Origin of the sequence: Hyphomicrobium sp. CS1BSMeth3, from assembly GCF_900117415.1 — a bacterium.
In the GTDB taxonomy this organism is placed as follows: Bacteria; Pseudomonadota; Alphaproteobacteria; order Rhizobiales; family Hyphomicrobiaceae.
This window is the reverse complement of the sequence record NZ_FPEI01000004.1, coordinates 41,159-55,880: the sequence shown is the minus strand read 5'-3', so window position 1 is coordinate 55,880 and position 14,722 is coordinate 41,159. Positions and strand designations below refer to the sequence as shown.

At 66.0% G+C, this 14,722-nt stretch carries 17 protein-coding genes; 9 read left to right on the top strand and 8 right to left on the bottom strand.

All coding sequences use genetic code 11. The features are described 5' to 3' along the window. The first annotated feature begins 107 nt into the window (after window positions 1–107). The 5 genes from CS1BSM3_RS04465 to CS1BSM3_RS04445 all read left to right on the top strand — a co-directional run bounded on the left by CS1BSM3_RS04465 (window position 108) and on the right by CS1BSM3_RS04445 (window position 3,765). Window positions 108–1,358 carry a threonine synthase gene (locus tag CS1BSM3_RS04465; protein ID WP_072385794.1) on the top strand — a complete coding sequence of 417 codons (1,251 nt, stop codon included), beginning with the start codon at window positions 108–110 and terminating at the stop codon, window positions 1,356–1,358. A 125-nt stretch (window positions 1,359–1,483) separates the two neighbouring features. Further along, window positions 1,484–1,924 carry a nuclear transport factor 2 family protein gene (locus CS1BSM3_RS04460; protein WP_072385793.1) on the top strand — a complete coding sequence of 147 codons (441 nt, stop codon included), beginning with the start codon at window positions 1,484–1,486 and terminating at the stop codon, window positions 1,922–1,924. Window positions 1,925–2,264: 340 nt separating this feature from the next. Next, window positions 2,265–2,702, top strand: coding sequence for a BA14K family protein (locus CS1BSM3_RS04455; protein WP_072385792.1), 438 nt, complete (start codon window positions 2,265–2,267; stop codon window positions 2,700–2,702). 203 nt (window positions 2,703–2,905) lie between these two features. Beyond that, window positions 2,906–3,355 carry a nuclear transport factor 2 family protein gene (locus tag CS1BSM3_RS04450; protein ID WP_072385791.1) on the top strand — a complete coding sequence of 150 codons (450 nt, stop codon included), beginning with the start codon at window positions 2,906–2,908 and terminating at the stop codon, window positions 3,353–3,355. A 131-nt stretch (window positions 3,356–3,486) separates the two neighbouring features. After that, window positions 3,487–3,765 (top strand): hypothetical protein, encoded by a 279-nt coding sequence (locus tag CS1BSM3_RS04445; RefSeq protein ID WP_244540420.1) that lies wholly within the window; start codon window positions 3,487–3,489, stop codon window positions 3,763–3,765. A 25-nt stretch (window positions 3,766–3,790) separates the two neighbouring features. Here the strand turns inward: CS1BSM3_RS04445 and CS1BSM3_RS04440 are convergent, their stop codons facing one another. Then, window positions 3,791–5,431, bottom strand: coding sequence for a cisplatin damage response ATP-dependent DNA ligase (locus CS1BSM3_RS04440; RefSeq protein WP_072385790.1), 1,641 nt, complete (start codon window positions 5,429–5,431; stop codon window positions 3,791–3,793). Then, the gene (locus tag CS1BSM3_RS04435) at window positions 5,428–6,441 is read right to left on the bottom strand and encodes a ligase-associated DNA damage response exonuclease (protein ID WP_072385789.1); all 1,014 of its coding nucleotides are present in this window, start codon (window positions 6,439–6,441) and stop codon (window positions 5,428–5,430) included. Before CS1BSM3_RS04435 ends, CS1BSM3_RS04440 begins: the two co-directional genes overlap by 4 nt. 124 nt (window positions 6,442–6,565) lie before the next feature. On the opposite strand from CS1BSM3_RS04435, the gene CS1BSM3_RS04430 reads away from it, so the two are divergent. Beyond that, entirely contained in the window at window positions 6,566–6,949 is a 384-nt protein-coding gene (locus CS1BSM3_RS04430; RefSeq protein WP_072385788.1) for a hypothetical protein, read from the top strand. Between the two features lie 12 nt (window positions 6,950–6,961). Here the strand turns inward: CS1BSM3_RS04430 and CS1BSM3_RS04425 are convergent, their stop codons facing one another. Together CS1BSM3_RS04425 and CS1BSM3_RS04420 are read right to left on the bottom strand one after the other, a co-directional pair. Then, window positions 6,962–7,966: a zinc-dependent alcohol dehydrogenase family protein gene (locus tag CS1BSM3_RS04425; RefSeq protein WP_072385787.1), complete on the bottom strand. Its 1,005-nt coding sequence runs from the start codon at window positions 7,964–7,966 to the stop codon at window positions 6,962–6,964. Window positions 7,967–7,989: 23 nt separating this feature from the next. Beyond that, window positions 7,990–8,376: a DUF6476 family protein gene (locus tag CS1BSM3_RS04420; RefSeq protein WP_072385786.1), complete on the bottom strand. Its 387-nt coding sequence runs from the start codon at window positions 8,374–8,376 to the stop codon at window positions 7,990–7,992. Window positions 8,377–8,426: 50 nt separating this feature from the next. Here CS1BSM3_RS04420 and CS1BSM3_RS04415 point away from each other — a divergent pair, with 50 nt between their 5' ends. Next, a complete protein-coding gene (locus tag CS1BSM3_RS04415) occupies window positions 8,427–9,470 on the top strand; it encodes an RluA family pseudouridine synthase (protein ID WP_072386677.1) in 1,044 nt (347 codons plus the stop codon). A gap of 5 nt (window positions 9,471–9,475) precedes the next feature. Here the strand turns inward: CS1BSM3_RS04415 and CS1BSM3_RS04410 are convergent, their stop codons facing one another. From CS1BSM3_RS04410 to CS1BSM3_RS04395, 4 genes are all read right to left on the bottom strand, one after another. After that, a complete protein-coding gene (locus CS1BSM3_RS04410; RefSeq protein WP_072385785.1) occupies window positions 9,476–10,054 on the bottom strand; it encodes a DUF924 family protein in 579 nt (192 codons plus the stop codon). Next, on the bottom strand, window positions 10,054–10,443 hold the full coding sequence (gene sufA / locus CS1BSM3_RS04405; RefSeq protein WP_174263623.1) for a Fe-S cluster assembly scaffold SufA: 390 nt from the start codon (window positions 10,441–10,443) through the stop codon (window positions 10,054–10,056). Before sufA ends, CS1BSM3_RS04410 begins: the two co-directional genes overlap by 1 nt. Before the next feature lie 123 nt (window positions 10,444–10,566). Then, on the bottom strand, window positions 10,567–11,772 hold the full coding sequence (locus CS1BSM3_RS04400; protein WP_072385784.1) for an MFS transporter: 1,206 nt from the start codon (window positions 11,770–11,772) through the stop codon (window positions 10,567–10,569). Beyond that, window positions 11,769–12,689 (bottom strand): DMT family transporter, encoded by a 921-nt coding sequence (locus CS1BSM3_RS04395; protein ID WP_072385783.1) that lies wholly within the window; start codon window positions 12,687–12,689, stop codon window positions 11,769–11,771. Before CS1BSM3_RS04395 ends, CS1BSM3_RS04400 begins: the two co-directional genes overlap by 4 nt. A gap of 185 nt (window positions 12,690–12,874) precedes the next feature. Between CS1BSM3_RS04395 and CS1BSM3_RS04390 the strand changes: the two genes are divergently transcribed. Next, complete coding sequence (locus CS1BSM3_RS04390) at window positions 12,875–13,360, top strand: DUF302 domain-containing protein (protein ID WP_072385782.1); 486 nt, start codon at window positions 12,875–12,877, stop codon at window positions 13,358–13,360. Between the two features lie 559 nt (window positions 13,361–13,919). Continuing rightward, window positions 13,920–14,258: a ferredoxin FdxA gene (gene fdxA, locus CS1BSM3_RS04385; RefSeq protein WP_072385781.1), complete on the top strand. Its 339-nt coding sequence runs from the start codon at window positions 13,920–13,922 to the stop codon at window positions 14,256–14,258. The last annotated feature ends 464 nt before the right edge of the window (window positions 14,259–14,722 follow it).

The following is a 14,722-nucleotide window of genomic DNA, read 5'->3' as shown; positions in this document are numbered from 1 at the left end:
CACACACCGCATTTCCGCGCCCTCACTCCCCTTCCCCACCCCCATCTGCTACGCATCTCCCTGACGTCCGGCAGCAACGACCGGACGCGTCCTCCCCGGGAGCCCCCATGCGCGACAACACCACCGGCGAACGCCCGTCCTTCGTGACGCACCTCGAATGCGCGGCGACCGGCGAGCGCCACGAGGCGAACCGGCCGCACGGGCTCTCCCGGGCGGGCAAGCCCCTCTACGTCCGCTATGACCTTCCCGCGCTGGCTCGTGCGCTCCCGCGCAGCGCGCTCGCCGAGCGGTCGCCCGACATGTGGCGGTACCGCGAGCTGCTCCCCGTGCGCCATGCCACCAACATCGTGTCGCTCGGCGAGATGACGACGCCGCTCATCAGCGCGCCGGAGAGTGCGCGCGCATCGGGCGGGCGCGGCGATCTGCTGGTCAAGGACGAGGGCCGCCTGCCGACGGGCTCGTTCAAGGCGCGCGGCCTCTGCGTCGCGGTGTCGAAAGCCAAGGAGTTCGGCGTCAGCCGCATTGCCATGCCGACGGCGGGGAACGCGGGCGCGGCGCTCGCGGCCTACTGCAGCCGCGCCGGCATCGAGTCGATCGTCTTCTGCCCTGACGATGCGCCGGAGACGACGATCTCCGAGATCGCGCTGCAGGGCGCGCGCGTGTTCCGCGTCAACGGCAACATCACGGAGATCGGCCCGATCGTCGAGAACGGCAAGGAGACGGCCGGCTGGTTCAGCCTCTCGACGCTCAAGGAGCCCTATCGGGTCGAGGGCAAGAAGACCATGGGGCTGGAGCTGGCCGAGCAGCTCGGTTGGGACGTGCCGGACGTCATTTTCTACCCGACGGGCGGTGGCACGGGCCTGATCGGCATGTGGAAGGCGTTCGCGGAGATGGAGGCGATCGGCTGGATCGGCGCCAAGCGGCCGCGGATGGTGGCGGTGCAGTCGGCGACGTGCGGGCCGATCGCGCGCGCGTTCGAGGCGGGCCGCGAGACGGCGGAGCCGGTGGTCGGCGGGCATACGAACGTGCCGGGCCTGCGCGTGCCGTGGACGATCGGCGATTTCATGATCCTGCGCGTGCTGAAGGAGAGCAACGGCTTCGCGATCACGATCGAGGATGACGAGGTCGAGCCGGCACGGGCGGAGATGGCGGCGCGCGATGGCGTGCACCTCTGTCCCGAGGGGGCGGCGACGTTCGTCGCGTACCGGAAGGCGCTGAAGCATGGGCGCATCCGGGCCGAAGATCGCTGCGTTCTGTTCAACTGCGCGTCCGGCCTCAAGTACGCGATGCCGCCCGTCACGGCGCGGCTGGATCGTCTGAAGCCGATCGACTACGCCAAGCTGGTGAGTGCGCCATAAGCGCACTCAGCGGTCTTTCAGAAAGCCGCGCGCGGAGAATGAGCCGGGGGTGGCCCCGAGCCATTTGCCCCTCCTCTCGCTTCCCGCTAATCTCTCGGTGCAGTGCAGCATCGCCGAGCCCCCGAATGTCCACCCACCACGAGCGCGCCGCAGTTCACCGGGCCCTGGAGCGCTGGGCCGCCGGCGATCTCGAGGGCGCGCTCGCGCAATTCTCCGAGGACATTCTCTACATCGTGAATGTCGATGGTCTCGCGGTGCCGTTCGTGGCGAGCTCGCTCGGCAAGGAGGACCTCCGCCAGCGCCTGCAGCTCATCAAGGCCACGTTCTACGAGGACAAATTCGAGCCCGAGAGCGTCATTCACGAGGCGGACTACAGCCGCGCGATCGTGAATGTCGAGAACAGGCACAGGGCGACGGGCGAGCGTCTCTGCGTGCGCCTGCGCCTGCGCTACTGGGTCGAGGATGGCCTGATCGTGCGGGCGGAGGAGCACCTCGACGCCCAGTACATCGAGGCCTTCCAGCGCTTTGTCTTCCACATGGAGAATGCGGCCGCCCGCAGCGTCTGAGCGCCGCTCCCGAGAAGATCCTCCAAATTCGGAACATCTGTCGGCGTCCGTCGTTACCCCTGCAAGGGTCCCTTGGCGGAGGGTGCTGCGTTCTGCGTCATGCAGTGCGCGGATCGAGGTGCACCTGAACGTTCGATTTTTGAACACACTCAAGTGCTTTGTTCAGCATCTTCAAGACGGGACGGGCAGGCGAGGTGCAGGCGCGCTTAAGCTGATCATCCAGGCTCGGAGCATCTGCGGCCGGCGGACGTCTTTTCGTCTGGACTGCCCGCCGAGATCCGAGACGCCCCCGTAGACGTCCCTTCGTAGGAACTAGAAAAGGAGAAGCTCGTTGCGTTTCATGAACTTGAAGATCGCCGCGCTGGCGATCGGCCTTGGCGTGCTTGGCAGCGTGCCGGCCTCGGCTGCGGTGGTCCCGGCGCCATCGCATATCTCGAAGACGAGCGCTGTGATCAACACCGCGGCTCTCGGCTCGGTCGGCGCAGCCGGCCAGAACCTCGCGACGAGTAACGTCGAGCAGGTGCGTCGTCGCGGTGGCTACCGCGGTGGCTACTATGGCGGCCGTCGCCATTACCGCGGCGGTGGCCGCTGGATCGGTCCGGCGATCATCGCCGGGACGGCAGCGCTGATCATCGGCGGCGGCATTGCGCAGTCGCGCGCCGCCTACGGCGACCGCTGGCAGATGTGCGCCGACCGGTACGCGTCCTTTAGCTGGGACGACGGCACCTTCCAGCCCTTCGACGGGCCGCGCCGCGTTTGCCCCTATCTGGTGCGATAACTGATCGATTATGGGCGTGGCCGCTGCATCCGACCGGTGCGGCGGCCATTCTCATTTCGCGCGCCAGATGCGAGCTAAAGCAATTCGGAAGTACCTTCAGCCACTTGGTCCGCCTGGCCGCGCCTCGTGGGAATAGCGGGTTGTTCGGGCGTGCGTTCCCATTAAAGTCTGCTGGGAAAGCGCGAAGGACCCCACTCTTTCCCATGCCTGCCGACGACGAACGATCCGCATTCCACAATGCGCTCCTCGCCTGGGCCGCCGGTGATCTCGAGCACGTGCTGGCGCTCCTCGCGGAGGACGTCGTCTACGTCGTCAATGTCGACGGAACGAAGGTGCCTTACGCCTCGAGCGCGACCGGTCGCGAGGACGTCCGGCGGCGGTTCGAGTTGTTGCTCGATACCTTCGTCGTCGATTCCTACACGGTCGAGAGCCTCGTCCACGAGCCGGACTTCAGTCGCGCGGCCGTCGTCGGCAACTACACGCACAAGGCGACGGGCGAGCGCATCCGGCTGCGGTTTCGTATGCGCGGCTGGGTCGAGAACGGCCTGCTGACGCGCGTGGAAGAGCTCCATGATGCCGCATACGTCGAGGCCTTCGCACGCCTTGTCGAGCATCTGCAGGCGCGTCTCTCGTCGCAGTCGCCGGATTGCTGAGGTGGCGCCTGCGTGGCGCGCTCGCAACGGTCGCGGGAGAAACTGATATTCCGACATTTTGCTTCCCGGCTTTCGCGGCATGCTGATGCGCGATCTGATTCGCGTCAGCGCATTCCACACGGGAGGCAATTATGAGGAAGCTTCACTGGATTGCATTTGCGGCAACGGCGGCCGTTCTGGTCGTTGGCAGTTCGGTCGGGATGCGCGTCGAAGCCAAGCCGACGTGCGTGCGCGCGGGCGGTACGGCGACCATGGTCACCGAGGATCTCGCGAAGTACATGGCGACGGCCGCGCTCAACAACTCGATCAGCAACATGGGCGCGAAGGCGGTCGGCAAGGTCTCCATGACCTGCGGCATGAACATGGGCCTGCCGAGCTGCACGGCGCGCCAGAAAGCCTGCAAGTCGTAACGGGTTTCTCCCGCGGCGACCCGAGCTACGCTTCGCGCAGCAACGCCTCGAGATGCTCGAGGCGATCGGCTTCGCGTGCCGGCTTGTCCCAGCGAATGCGGTGAATGCGGGGAAAGCGCATCGCGACGCCCGAGCGGTGGCGCGTCGAGCGGTTCAGGCCCTCGAAGGCGATTTCCAGCACGACGCCGGCATCGCGCGTGTGCACGACCTCGCGCACGGGGCCGAAGCGGTTCGTCGTGTTCTTGCGCACGAACCGGTCGAGTGCGGCGAGCTCCTCGTCCGTAATGCCCGAGTAGGCCTTGCCCACGGGCACCAGCTCGTCGATGCCGTTCTCGCCCTGCCGCCAGAGGCCGAAAGTGTAGTCCGAATAGAAGGACGAGCGCTTTCCGTGGCCGCGCTGGGCGTACATCATCACGGCATCGACCGTGTAGGCATCGCGCTTCCACTTGAACCACGGGCCTTTGGGGCGGCCGGGCACGTACGTGCTGTCGCGGCGCTTGAGCATGATGCCTTCGACGGCCTCGGCGTCTTTGCTCGCGCCAGCGGAGGCGGGTGACGCGCGCGCGGACGTGAGCGCGTCCCAATTGGCGAAATGCACAATCGGCGAGAGGTCAATGCGCTCGTGGTCGAGCTTCGCGACGAGTGCTTCGAGGCGCGCGCGCCGCTCGATGAATGTGAGGCCGCGAATGTCCTCGCCATGATCTACGAGCAGATCATAGGCGCGGATGTGCGCGGGGAAGTCCGTCAGCAACTTCGCCGAGATGGCTTTGCGGTTGAGGCGCTGCTGGAGCACGTTGAAGCTTTGCACCCGGCCTTCGCGCAGGATGAGAAGCTCGCCGTCGAGCGCGCCTTCGAACCGGATGGCATCGACGACATCGGGGAAGGCAGCAGACACATCCTCGCCCGTGCGCGAATAGAGGCGCGCGACGCGGCGCCCGTGGCTGTCACGTCCGCCGACGGCTTGCACGCGAATACCATCCCATTTCCATTCGGCGGCGAAGTCGGCGGCATCGAGTGCCTCGTGCCAGTTCCCGACATCCTCCAGCGGATGCGAGAGCATGGGCGGATGAAAGGGCGCGGGATTGACCGTGTCGGGCTTCGGCCCCGCGCCCTCGGCCCAGGCGAAGAGATCGAGATAGGGGGGCGTGAGGCCATGCCAGACGAGCTCGATCTCGTTGGGTTCCAGCGTGCCGAGCCGCGCAACGGCGGTCTTCGCGAGGCGCGCCGAGGCACCAATGCGCATGGCGCCCGTTATGAGCTTCAAAAGTGCCCAGCGGCCGGTCTCGTCGAGCGCATCGAGCCAGCCCGCGAGGCGCCGCGGCAAATCGGCCTTGGTCGTCTCGTTCAGGCCGGCGACGATGTCGGAAAGGTGCGGGATCTCGTTGGCGCCGCCTTCAGCGGGCCACATGAGCGCGACGGTCTCGGCGAGGTCGCCGACGTAGTCATAGGAGAGCGCGAACAGGACGGGATCCGTGCGCTCCTCGATGAGGCCTTTAATGAGCCCAGGCTTCGCGTGACGGAAGGAAAGCGCGCCGGTCAATGCCGCCAGCGCCCAGCCGCGCTCGGGATCGGGTGTCTCGCGGAAGTAGTCCGTCATGAGGCGCAGCTTGGCATTGCGGCGCGGCTCATAGCCGAGGCGATCGATGAGCGCGGCAAAGCGGTTCATGCAGCCTCGCCTTCTTCATCGCCATAGCCGATGAGTCGCAGCGGCCGCGCGCGGATACCTTGCGTCTCGCACCAGTGCACGAGCGCCTCCTCGGCGCCGTGTGTGACCCACACTTCTTCCGCGCCCGTCTCGCGGATCGTGCGACCGAGGTCGTCCCAGTCGGCATGATCGGACACGACGAGCGGCAGCTCGACGCCCTTTTGCTTGGCGCGGGCGCGCACGCGCATCCAGCCGGAGGCAAAGGCGGTGACCGGATCGGGAAATTTGCGCGACCATGCTTCCTGCATGGCACTCGGCGGGCAGATGACGATCGCGCCGCCGAGGTTCTTGCGATCATCGAGTGCGACGAGACGGATATCGCCAAGCGCGATGTGGCGCGATCGGTAGAACTCTGTGAGGCGTGCAATGGCGCCGTGAATGTAGATCGGCTTGTCGTAGCCGGCGTCATGGATGAGCGCCATGAGCCGCTGCGCCTTGCCGAGCGGGTAGGCGCCGACGAGGTGCGCGCGCTCGGGAAAGAGCGCCACGCTTTCGAGAAGCTTTGCAACTTCGTGCTCGGTTGGCGGATGGCGAAAGACCGGGAGACCGAAGGTCGCCTCGCTGATGAAGAGATTGCAGCGGATCACCTCGAACGTGCCGGCCGTGCGGTCGGGAAGGCGCTTGTAGTCGCCCGAAACAACTGCGCGGAAACCCCGCCACGCGAGGCAGATCTGCGCCGAGCCGAGCACGTGGCCGGCCGGATGAAAGGAGATCTCGACGCCGTTGATGTTCACCGTCTCGCCGAAGGCGACCGGCTGGCGCTGCTCCGTGAAGTCATCGCCATAGCGCACGGCCATGATGCCGAGCGTTTCCGCAGTGGCCATGACGGCGCCGTGGCCTGCGCGCGCGTGATCGGAGTGTCCGTGCGTGATGAGCGCACGCGGCACCGGCCGCATGGGGTCGATATAGACGTCCGCGGGTGGGCAGTAGAGGCCTTGCGGCGTCGGGCAGATGAGCTCCTCGGGGCGCATGGATCGGAATCTGGGGGCGCGGCGTTGTGAGATCAACGCGTAAGCAGTTCATTCACCATGCTGCTGCGCCCTTCCGTAACTTTCGGCCGTTATTCTGGCGGACGCAATACGTGTGGAGCGTACCATGCCACGGCAACTCGAGAGCTTCTACGGTCCCATTCTGGCCTGCGCCGGTTTCGGCGTCTGGGCGCTCTTTTCGCTCATGCCAGTCATGGCGGGCGGTGGCGTCCGCGAAGGCTGGGACATGGCGCCGTATTGGATTGTCGGCGTTCCGCTGCTGCTGACCTTGCACGGGCTAGCCGGCGCGCTCACGGAGGATGGCGCGTGGCGCCTGCCGCTCTGGGCGATCGGCGGCCACATTGCCGGCATGATGCTCATTCACCCGACGGGCGCCGGGCTCGGGCTCCTGCCCATGGCGCTCTTCCTGATCGGGATCCCGATGTACGTGATCCTGCTCCTGGCAACGCTCACGGGCCGCATTCTTGCGCGCTTTGTCGGATCGACCTGACGGCGCCTTTCCTCACATCTCGATCACGACCTTGCCGAAGTGCCCCGCGGCCTGCATGGCATGATAGGCCGCGCGTGCATCGGCAAAGGCGAACGTCTTGTCGATGACCGGCTTCAGCCCATGCAGCGCGATGGCGCGGTTCATGTCGAGGAACATGCGCCGCGAGCCGACGTAGATGCCCTGCAGGCGGATCGACTTGCGCATGACCGTCGCGGGATCGATCTGCCCGCCTGTGAGCACACCGATGAGGCTGATCGTTCCCGCAACGCGCGTCGTGCTGATCGTGCGCGGCAGCGTGCCCGCACCACCCACCTCGACTGTGAGATCGACGCCCTTGCCGTCGGTGGCTTCAAGCACCGCATTTTCCCAATCGGGCTTCTGGCGATAGTTGATCGTGAGCGAGGCGCCGAGCGCGCGAGCGCGTGCGAGCTTTTCCTCGCTCGACGAGGTGATGATCGTGCGCGCGCCCATCATGTGCGCGAACTGCAGCGCGAAGATCGAGACGCCGCCCGTGCCGAGCAGCAGCACGGTATCGCCAGCCTTCACGCGGCCGACCTCGACAATGGCATTCCAAGCGGTAAGTGCCGCACAGGGGAGCGTCGCACCTTCAGCGTACGAGAAGTGTGCCGGCAAGGGCACGACGCCATCGGCGTTGAGATTCACTTCCTCGGCGAGCACGCCGTCGATGGCGCCGCCGAGTGCGCTGTTCATGGCCTCTATGGAGCAGGGGCCGTCGATCCAGCGCTGGAAGAAGCAGGAGGCCACGCGGTCACCGGGCTTGAAGGCTGAGACCCCGGCGCCGACGGCGATCACCTCACCCGCGCCATCCGAGTTCGGAATGCGCGGATAGGGGAGCTTGCGCGCGACCGGATCGCGAATGGTGCCAAGATCGCGAAAGTTGATCGAGTTGGCCTTCATGCGCACGCGCACCTCGCCAGGCCCCGGCGCGCTCGGCGCCACATCGGCGAGCTTCAGGGCATCGATGCCGCCATCGGAGACGATCTGCCAGGCTTTCATGTCGTTCCTCCCTGGATTTCTTCTTATCGGGGTGTTTCGGGCACGATCTCGATGCGGGAGACGGGCTTTCCCGTCTGCAGATCGAGGACAACGATGCCGCTGCCGCCGGGGCTCTCATAGTGCACGGCGAGCCGCTGCCCCGCGAGCGAGATGTGCCGCACGCTCGCGCCGGGCGGCAGGGCGAGGCGCGCCGTATCGCGGATCGGCTGGGAAACTGTTGTCGCCGTCCCTGTATCGCTGCTGCGATTGACGAGATAGACAATGCGCGCGATGACCGTGATGAACCCGAGCACCAGAATGACGCCCATGGCGATGACGGCGACCCGAAGCATCTTGATCTGGCGCTCGCCGAGCACGATGCCCGTCATCTTTCCGTCAGTCTGCTCAGGTCCGGCGCTGTCGTCGCGCATTCATGCACTCCTGGCCGCGCTGTCGGCCGCTCTGGTGTTCGCCCGCTGACATGACCGCCCCGGAAGACATCCGCACGATCGAGATCACCGAGGCCGACGTCGGCCAGAGGCTCGATCGCGTGCTCGGCAGTCATATTGCTGAGCTTTCGCGTGCGCGCCTGCAGGCTCTCATCAAGCAAGGCCGCGTGACGGGCGCGCGCGGGACGATAGAAGAGCCCGGCCTGAGGGTCAAACCGGGCGAGCGCTACGTCGTCGCCGTGCCACCGCCGGAGCCCGCAGAACCGCAGCCGGAATATACGAGCCTCGCCATCGTTCATGAGGATGGCGACCTCATTGTCGTCGACAAGCCCGCCGGCATGGTCGTCCACCCGGCGCCCGGTCATGCCGGCGGGACCTTGGTCAACGCGCTCATCGCGCATTGCGGCGACAGCCTCTCGGGGATCGGTGGCGTGCGCCGGCCGGGGATCGTACATCGCCTCGACAAGGACACGAGCGGTCTGCTGGTCGTCGCGAAGTCGGATGCCGCGCACCGCGGGCTTTCCGAGCAGTTCGCTGCGCACGGCAGTGACGGGCGGCTCTCGCGCCGCTACGTGGCGCTCGTCTGGGGGGCGCCGGATCGGCCGCGTGGTGCCATCGACGCGCCGATCGCAAGGAGCCGGCACAATCGCACGCGCATGGCCATCTCGCAGGGGCCTACCGCGCGTCATGCCGTGACGCACTACGGCGTGCTCGAAATCTTCCGCGATGAGAGCGGCACGCCGATCGCGAGCCTCATCGAGCTGGAGCTGGAGACCGGCCGCACGCACCAGATCCGCGTGCACCTCGCACACATGGGTCATCCCGTGCTCGGCGACCCGGTCTATGGCAGCGGCTTCAAGTCGAGCTCGAAGCGGCTAAACGAGAAGGCGCAGAAGGCCCTCGCGGAGCTCGATCGGCAGGCGCTGCACGCGGCAGGCCTCGGCTTCGAGCATCCGGTGACGGGAAAGCGCCTCAGCTTCGAGAGCCCGCTGCCCGCGGATTTTTCTGCAGTGCTCGAAGCGCTGCGCGGGCCGACAGCCAAAAAGCCGGCACCGCGGAAAGGCCGATCAAAATGAGCGCGTCAGAATGAGCTCATGGGCTCATTGAGGAAGGCGATCTCTTCCGGCGTCGACTCGCGTCCGAGCGCGCCATTGCGATGCGGGAAACGGCCGAAGCGGTCGATGATCACTTTGTGGGCCATCGCGTACTTGTCGTACTTGGGATCGCCGAGCTGCGCGAACAGCGCCACCGAATGCTGCTGATCGGCGGCATTCTCGCTGTGCTCGAAGGGCAGGTAGACGAAAATGCGCTCGCGCTTGCTCATGGCCTGGTCGAGGCCGCCGGCGACTGCCGTGCGCGCAAGGCGCCGGGCGGTCGGATCGGTCGCGAAGGCCTTCGCACTGCCGCGGAAGAGATTGCGCGAGAACTGGTCGAAGACGATGATCGCGGCCAGCAACTCTCGCGGCGCCTCCGCGCGGATCGCGTCCTGATTGGCCGCAAGCTTCTCATGCACGGCGCTGAAGCGCGCGGCGATCGTGGCGTCGATGCCGTCGTTCTTCTCGAAACACTGTTCGAGCGTGAGATCTTCGAGCCAGTAGCGGAGCACGTCCGCAACCCAGGCCGGTTCGCCGGCGGGCGCCGGCAGCGCAAGGACCGACATCAGGCTTTCAGCGCCTCGAGTCGCTCCTTGGGGGCGGGGGTGAGGTTCACACTCTCGCCGCAGCCGCAGGCGCTCGACTGGTTCGGGTTATTGAACACGAACTGAGCCGAGAGCTTGTCGATCTTGTAGTCCATCTCGGTGCCGAGGAGGTACAACACGGCCTGCGGATCGATGATCACGCGGGCGCCGTCCTGCTCGACGACCTCGTCGAACTTCCCGACGCTGTCGGCCCATTCCATGGTGTATTCCATGCCGGCGCAGCCGCCCTTTTTCACGCCGATCTTGAGGCCGGCGACGGACGGGCCCTTGCTGGCCATGATCGACTTGACGCGCTGGGCAGCGGCGTCCGTCAGGGTCAGAACCTTGGGCCGTAGGCGGGGAGTGCTCATGCAACGCTCTCCATGGTGCGGGTTCAAGGCCCGCGCATGTGGCTGATTTGGGTATGTCCCAGATACCACGAAAATGGGGTCTCAGGCGAGGCTTGGCAAGCGGGCTGGGGAATTCGTCAGACCTCAGACGGGATCGCGCATGGCGAGGCGTCGGCGGAACCACAGGGCTGTCAGCGGCAGCAGAATGGCCGCAGCCAGGTAAACCGGTGGCGCGCCGACGTGGTCGACAAAGGGGGCCGCGAGCGCCACGCCGATGGACTGGCCGATGAAAAGGAAGAAGGCGAACAGCGAGACTGCCAAGCCACGCGCCTCGGGGGCCATCTGGGTGGCGTTCGTCTGCAGGGTGTTGTGGAACATGTAGAAGCCGAGGCCGAGCAGCACCATGGCCGGGATTGCCACGCCGATCGAGGGAGCGACCGCCAGAAGCACGAACCCCGCAGCAATGATCGCACCGCCGAGCGTCACGAGGCCGCGCTCGTCGAGCCGGGAGAGCAGCCAGCGGGCGCTGAACGAGTAGCTGAGCGCGCCCGCGCCGAAGACCGCGAGTACGAGGCCCGAGACCGCAAAGCTCGCGCCCAGCCGATGGACGAGGTCGGCGCCGACATAGGCAAAGGCGCCGTACATCGCGAACGCCTCCAGAAAGACGGCGACGAGCATCACGCGCACGAACGGGCGGCGAAGGATGAGACGCGCGCCGTTGATCATCGCGGGAAAGCTGTTCGCGCCGGGCGCCCCCACGGGCTGAGCCCCAGGATTGAGCTTGAGCTCGGCGAGCATCGCGATGCCGGCAATGAGATGGACCGCGCCGACAACGACGAAGACAGTGCGCCATCCGAACTCGGCACCGATGTAGCCGCCGGCGGCCTGCGAGAGCACGATCCCGGTGAACTGGGCCGTAAGGAAGCGGGCGAGCACGGCCTGGCGGCGCTCGAAGGGAATGGCATCGCCGATCCAGGCAAAGGCGAGCGGGATGACCGCCGAGCTCATCGCGCCCGCGGCAAACCGGGCGATGGTGAGATCGCTCAGCGACGCCGCGAACGCAGCCGACGTGGTCGCCAGGCCGGCCGCGAGAGAGAGGATGCCCGCAATGCGGTACTTGCCGAAGCGGTCGCCGACCGGCCCGAACGCGAGCTGGAAAAGGCCGTAGCCAACAGTGAATGCCGTGACGATGATCGCGGCTCTCCCGATCGTCGTCGAGAAGCCTGCGGCAACCTGCGCCAGCAGCGGATCGCTGATCCGGATGTTGAGCGCGCCGGCAAAAGCGGCGAGCGCGAGCAGGAGGATCGTGCGCAGCGGTGGCTCCGCGCGCGCTTGTTTCGGCGCGCTCATACTCTGGCTGTACCCCTGGATGCGCCGGGCTCGTTCACGGCGGCGACGCCGATGAGGACCGCCGTCAACCCGATCGCGATCGAGGCCGTGAAGGGCTCGCCGAGCAGGAAGCAGCCGATCACGACGCCGAAGGCGGCCTTGAGGAAGCTCACCGTCGATGTGCCAAGCGACCCGAGCGTGCGGATCAAGCGGAAGTAGATCGTGACGCCCAGACCATTGCAGAGAATGCCGCTTGCGGCTGTTGCCATCATCGAGCGGGCCGAAGGATCGATCAGGAGCGGACGCTCGGCGATGAAGGCGAGGATGGTCATGAGGATGGCGGAGCAGGTGACGGTCGCGGCCGCCGCCGCGACGGGAGAGATGGTCGTAAAACGGCGCCCGAAGAGCGTCGCGCTCGCGTAGCCGAGGGTTGCACTCATGATCACGAGCTGGCCCGCAAAGCCGCGGTCGAGCCCCTCGAGCGCGCCAAAGCCGATCACCGTGACGACACCGCCGAGGCCGATCGCGAGCCCGAGAAAGCGCTTCGGTCCGATGCTCTCCTGGCGTGTGTAGAGGAGCGTGATGATCGTCACCACGATCGGTGACGTCGAGTTCAGGATCGCAGCGAGCGCGCTGTCGACGTACTGTTGCCCCCACGCGATCAGCACGCTTGGCCCGGCGCTGGTCAGCACCCCCTGGATCGTGAAGTCGCGCCAGATGCGCGGGGCCGTGGGCACTCGCACGCCCTGCGCAATGACGATCGCCCATATGAAGACCGCCGCGATGGTGAGGCGGATCGCGACCCCGGTCACGGGCGGCAGCGTTTCGAGCTGGATTTTGGTGAGGCCGAACTGGGCGCCCCACAAAAGACCGACGGCCGCGAGAAAGAACAGCTCGACGGGCAGGCGTATCGCGCGCTCGGACGTCTCGACGGTCATTGAGGCCTTGGAATCCCCGGCGGTCGGCCCGGTGTCGGGCCGGTCTCATGGCTACAGTGCGGGGCGGCATCTTGTCGAGGTGCGCGGATCGGCCAATTGTGCGCGCCTGGGCTGAGCGTGGCGCCGGTCGCATTATCGGGTATAGGCTCTGCAGCTCGGAGAAGTGGCTGCCAGCGAGGTAACCCATGTACGCGATGCTCGAGAAGCTGGCCTTTGCCGTGATCGTCCTGATCGCCTTCGTCGTCACCGGACCGCTCGGCGCCAGAGCCGACGAGCTTTTCACGCGCTCCAAGGCCGGCAGCTTCGAGGACGTGAAGTTCGATCTGACCAACGCGATTATCGAGCGCGGCCTCGTCGTCGATCACACCGGCTTCATCGGCCAGATGCTCGAGCGTACCGGGGCCGACGTCGGCTCGACGAAACAGCTCTATCGCCAGGCCGAGTACCTGGTTTTCTGCTCGGCGAAGCTCTCGCGCCAGATGATGGAAGCCGATCCCGCCAATATCGGCTTCTGTCCCTATGTGATCTTCATCTACGAGCGCGTCGACAAGCCCGGCGAGATCGTCGTTGGCTTCCGCGAGCCGCCTCAGCGCGGCGGCAGCGAGTCTCAAAGGGCGCTCGCCGCCATCGCCACGCTGCTCAAGGACATCGTCGGCGACGCTGTCAAATAGCGGCGCGCTCAGCGCGGCGCTATCCTACGAGTTGCGTTCGGGCTGGGAGGTCTTCGGCTACGCACAGCCCGGCATCGCCGCCTATGCGGGTATGCGTCTGACGCTTGGCGGTGAAGCTGGCGGCCTCAAGTCCCAGGGCCTGGGCTCCGGATCGCCACACTCGGGAGTGGCGTCGAGCCGCTTCCGCATTCCTCCAGGAAGCTCTCGAACAGGGTGGTCGTTTTCCGAGTTTGGGGATTGCTGGAAGGAGCGTTCCGGGCTGGATCGCGCTGGGCTTCCAGGCCGGACCTTTCCGTTGTCCTGCGCCGCGCCCGAGGTGCGACGGGTGAACGCTTGTCATGCCTGATGGCTTGCTCTAGGAGGTTGGCCCGACATGCTCATGGGGATCTGATGGACGCGGCGTTGGCGCTTTGGCCGCTGGGTCGAGCGCTTCATCGGGAAATCACGCTCGCGAGTGTGGCTCTGCTGAAAACGTGCCGGGCTGGCCGAACGGCTTGGCCCTGATTAACTATGCGTCTGTGAGGAGCCGCTGAGGCCCGACCGGCGCCGGGAAGCCATCATGACGTACATCGTCAACGAGAACTGCATTAAGTGCAAGTTCACCGACTGTGTCGAGGTCTGCCCCGTCGACTGCTTCTACGAGGGCGAGAACATGCTCGTCATCCACCCTGACGAGTGTATCGACTGCGGGGTGTGCGAGCCTGAATGCCCTGTCGAGGCCATTAAGCCGGACACTGAACCCGGTTTAGATCGATGGCTCGAGCTCAACCGAGAATATGCGGACAAGTGGCCGAACATAACGGCCAAGAAGGCCGCCCCGGCCGACGCGGACAACTTCCGCGATGAACAGAACAAGTTCGAGAAATACTTCAATCCTGAGCCGGGAGAAGGTGACTGAACAGCCGATAGTCACCGACCCGCGCAGAGTAACGATCCAAAGAATTTCGAATACTGCTGTACTGTCCGCTTAAGCATTCGGACAGGCTATGCCCGGGAACTTTCTCCCGGACCGCTTCTTTTTGCATGAAAAATGTGTTACAAGATCCGTGGAGGCAGAAGTCCAACTTCCGGAGTTCGGATCAGTGGCCGGCATTCAGGCTGAGCGGGAGCGGTTTGCGTGAACAGTCGCCTGATCATTGGCGCCTCCATCGGCCGAGAAGCTGCTTGCGCCGCGCGTGACGCGCCGGCGGAGAGGCGCGGCGAAGAACTCTTCTTCCACTACCAACGGGTGGGGTTGCTGACATAGCAGCTCCTGTTTCGGGATGACGCATTAGGCTGCCGCGGCAGGGCATGGCCTGTCGCACGACGTTTGCGGGCATGTAGCGGGGGCCGCAACCCAAGTGTGTGCCGGGGCAGCGTCTC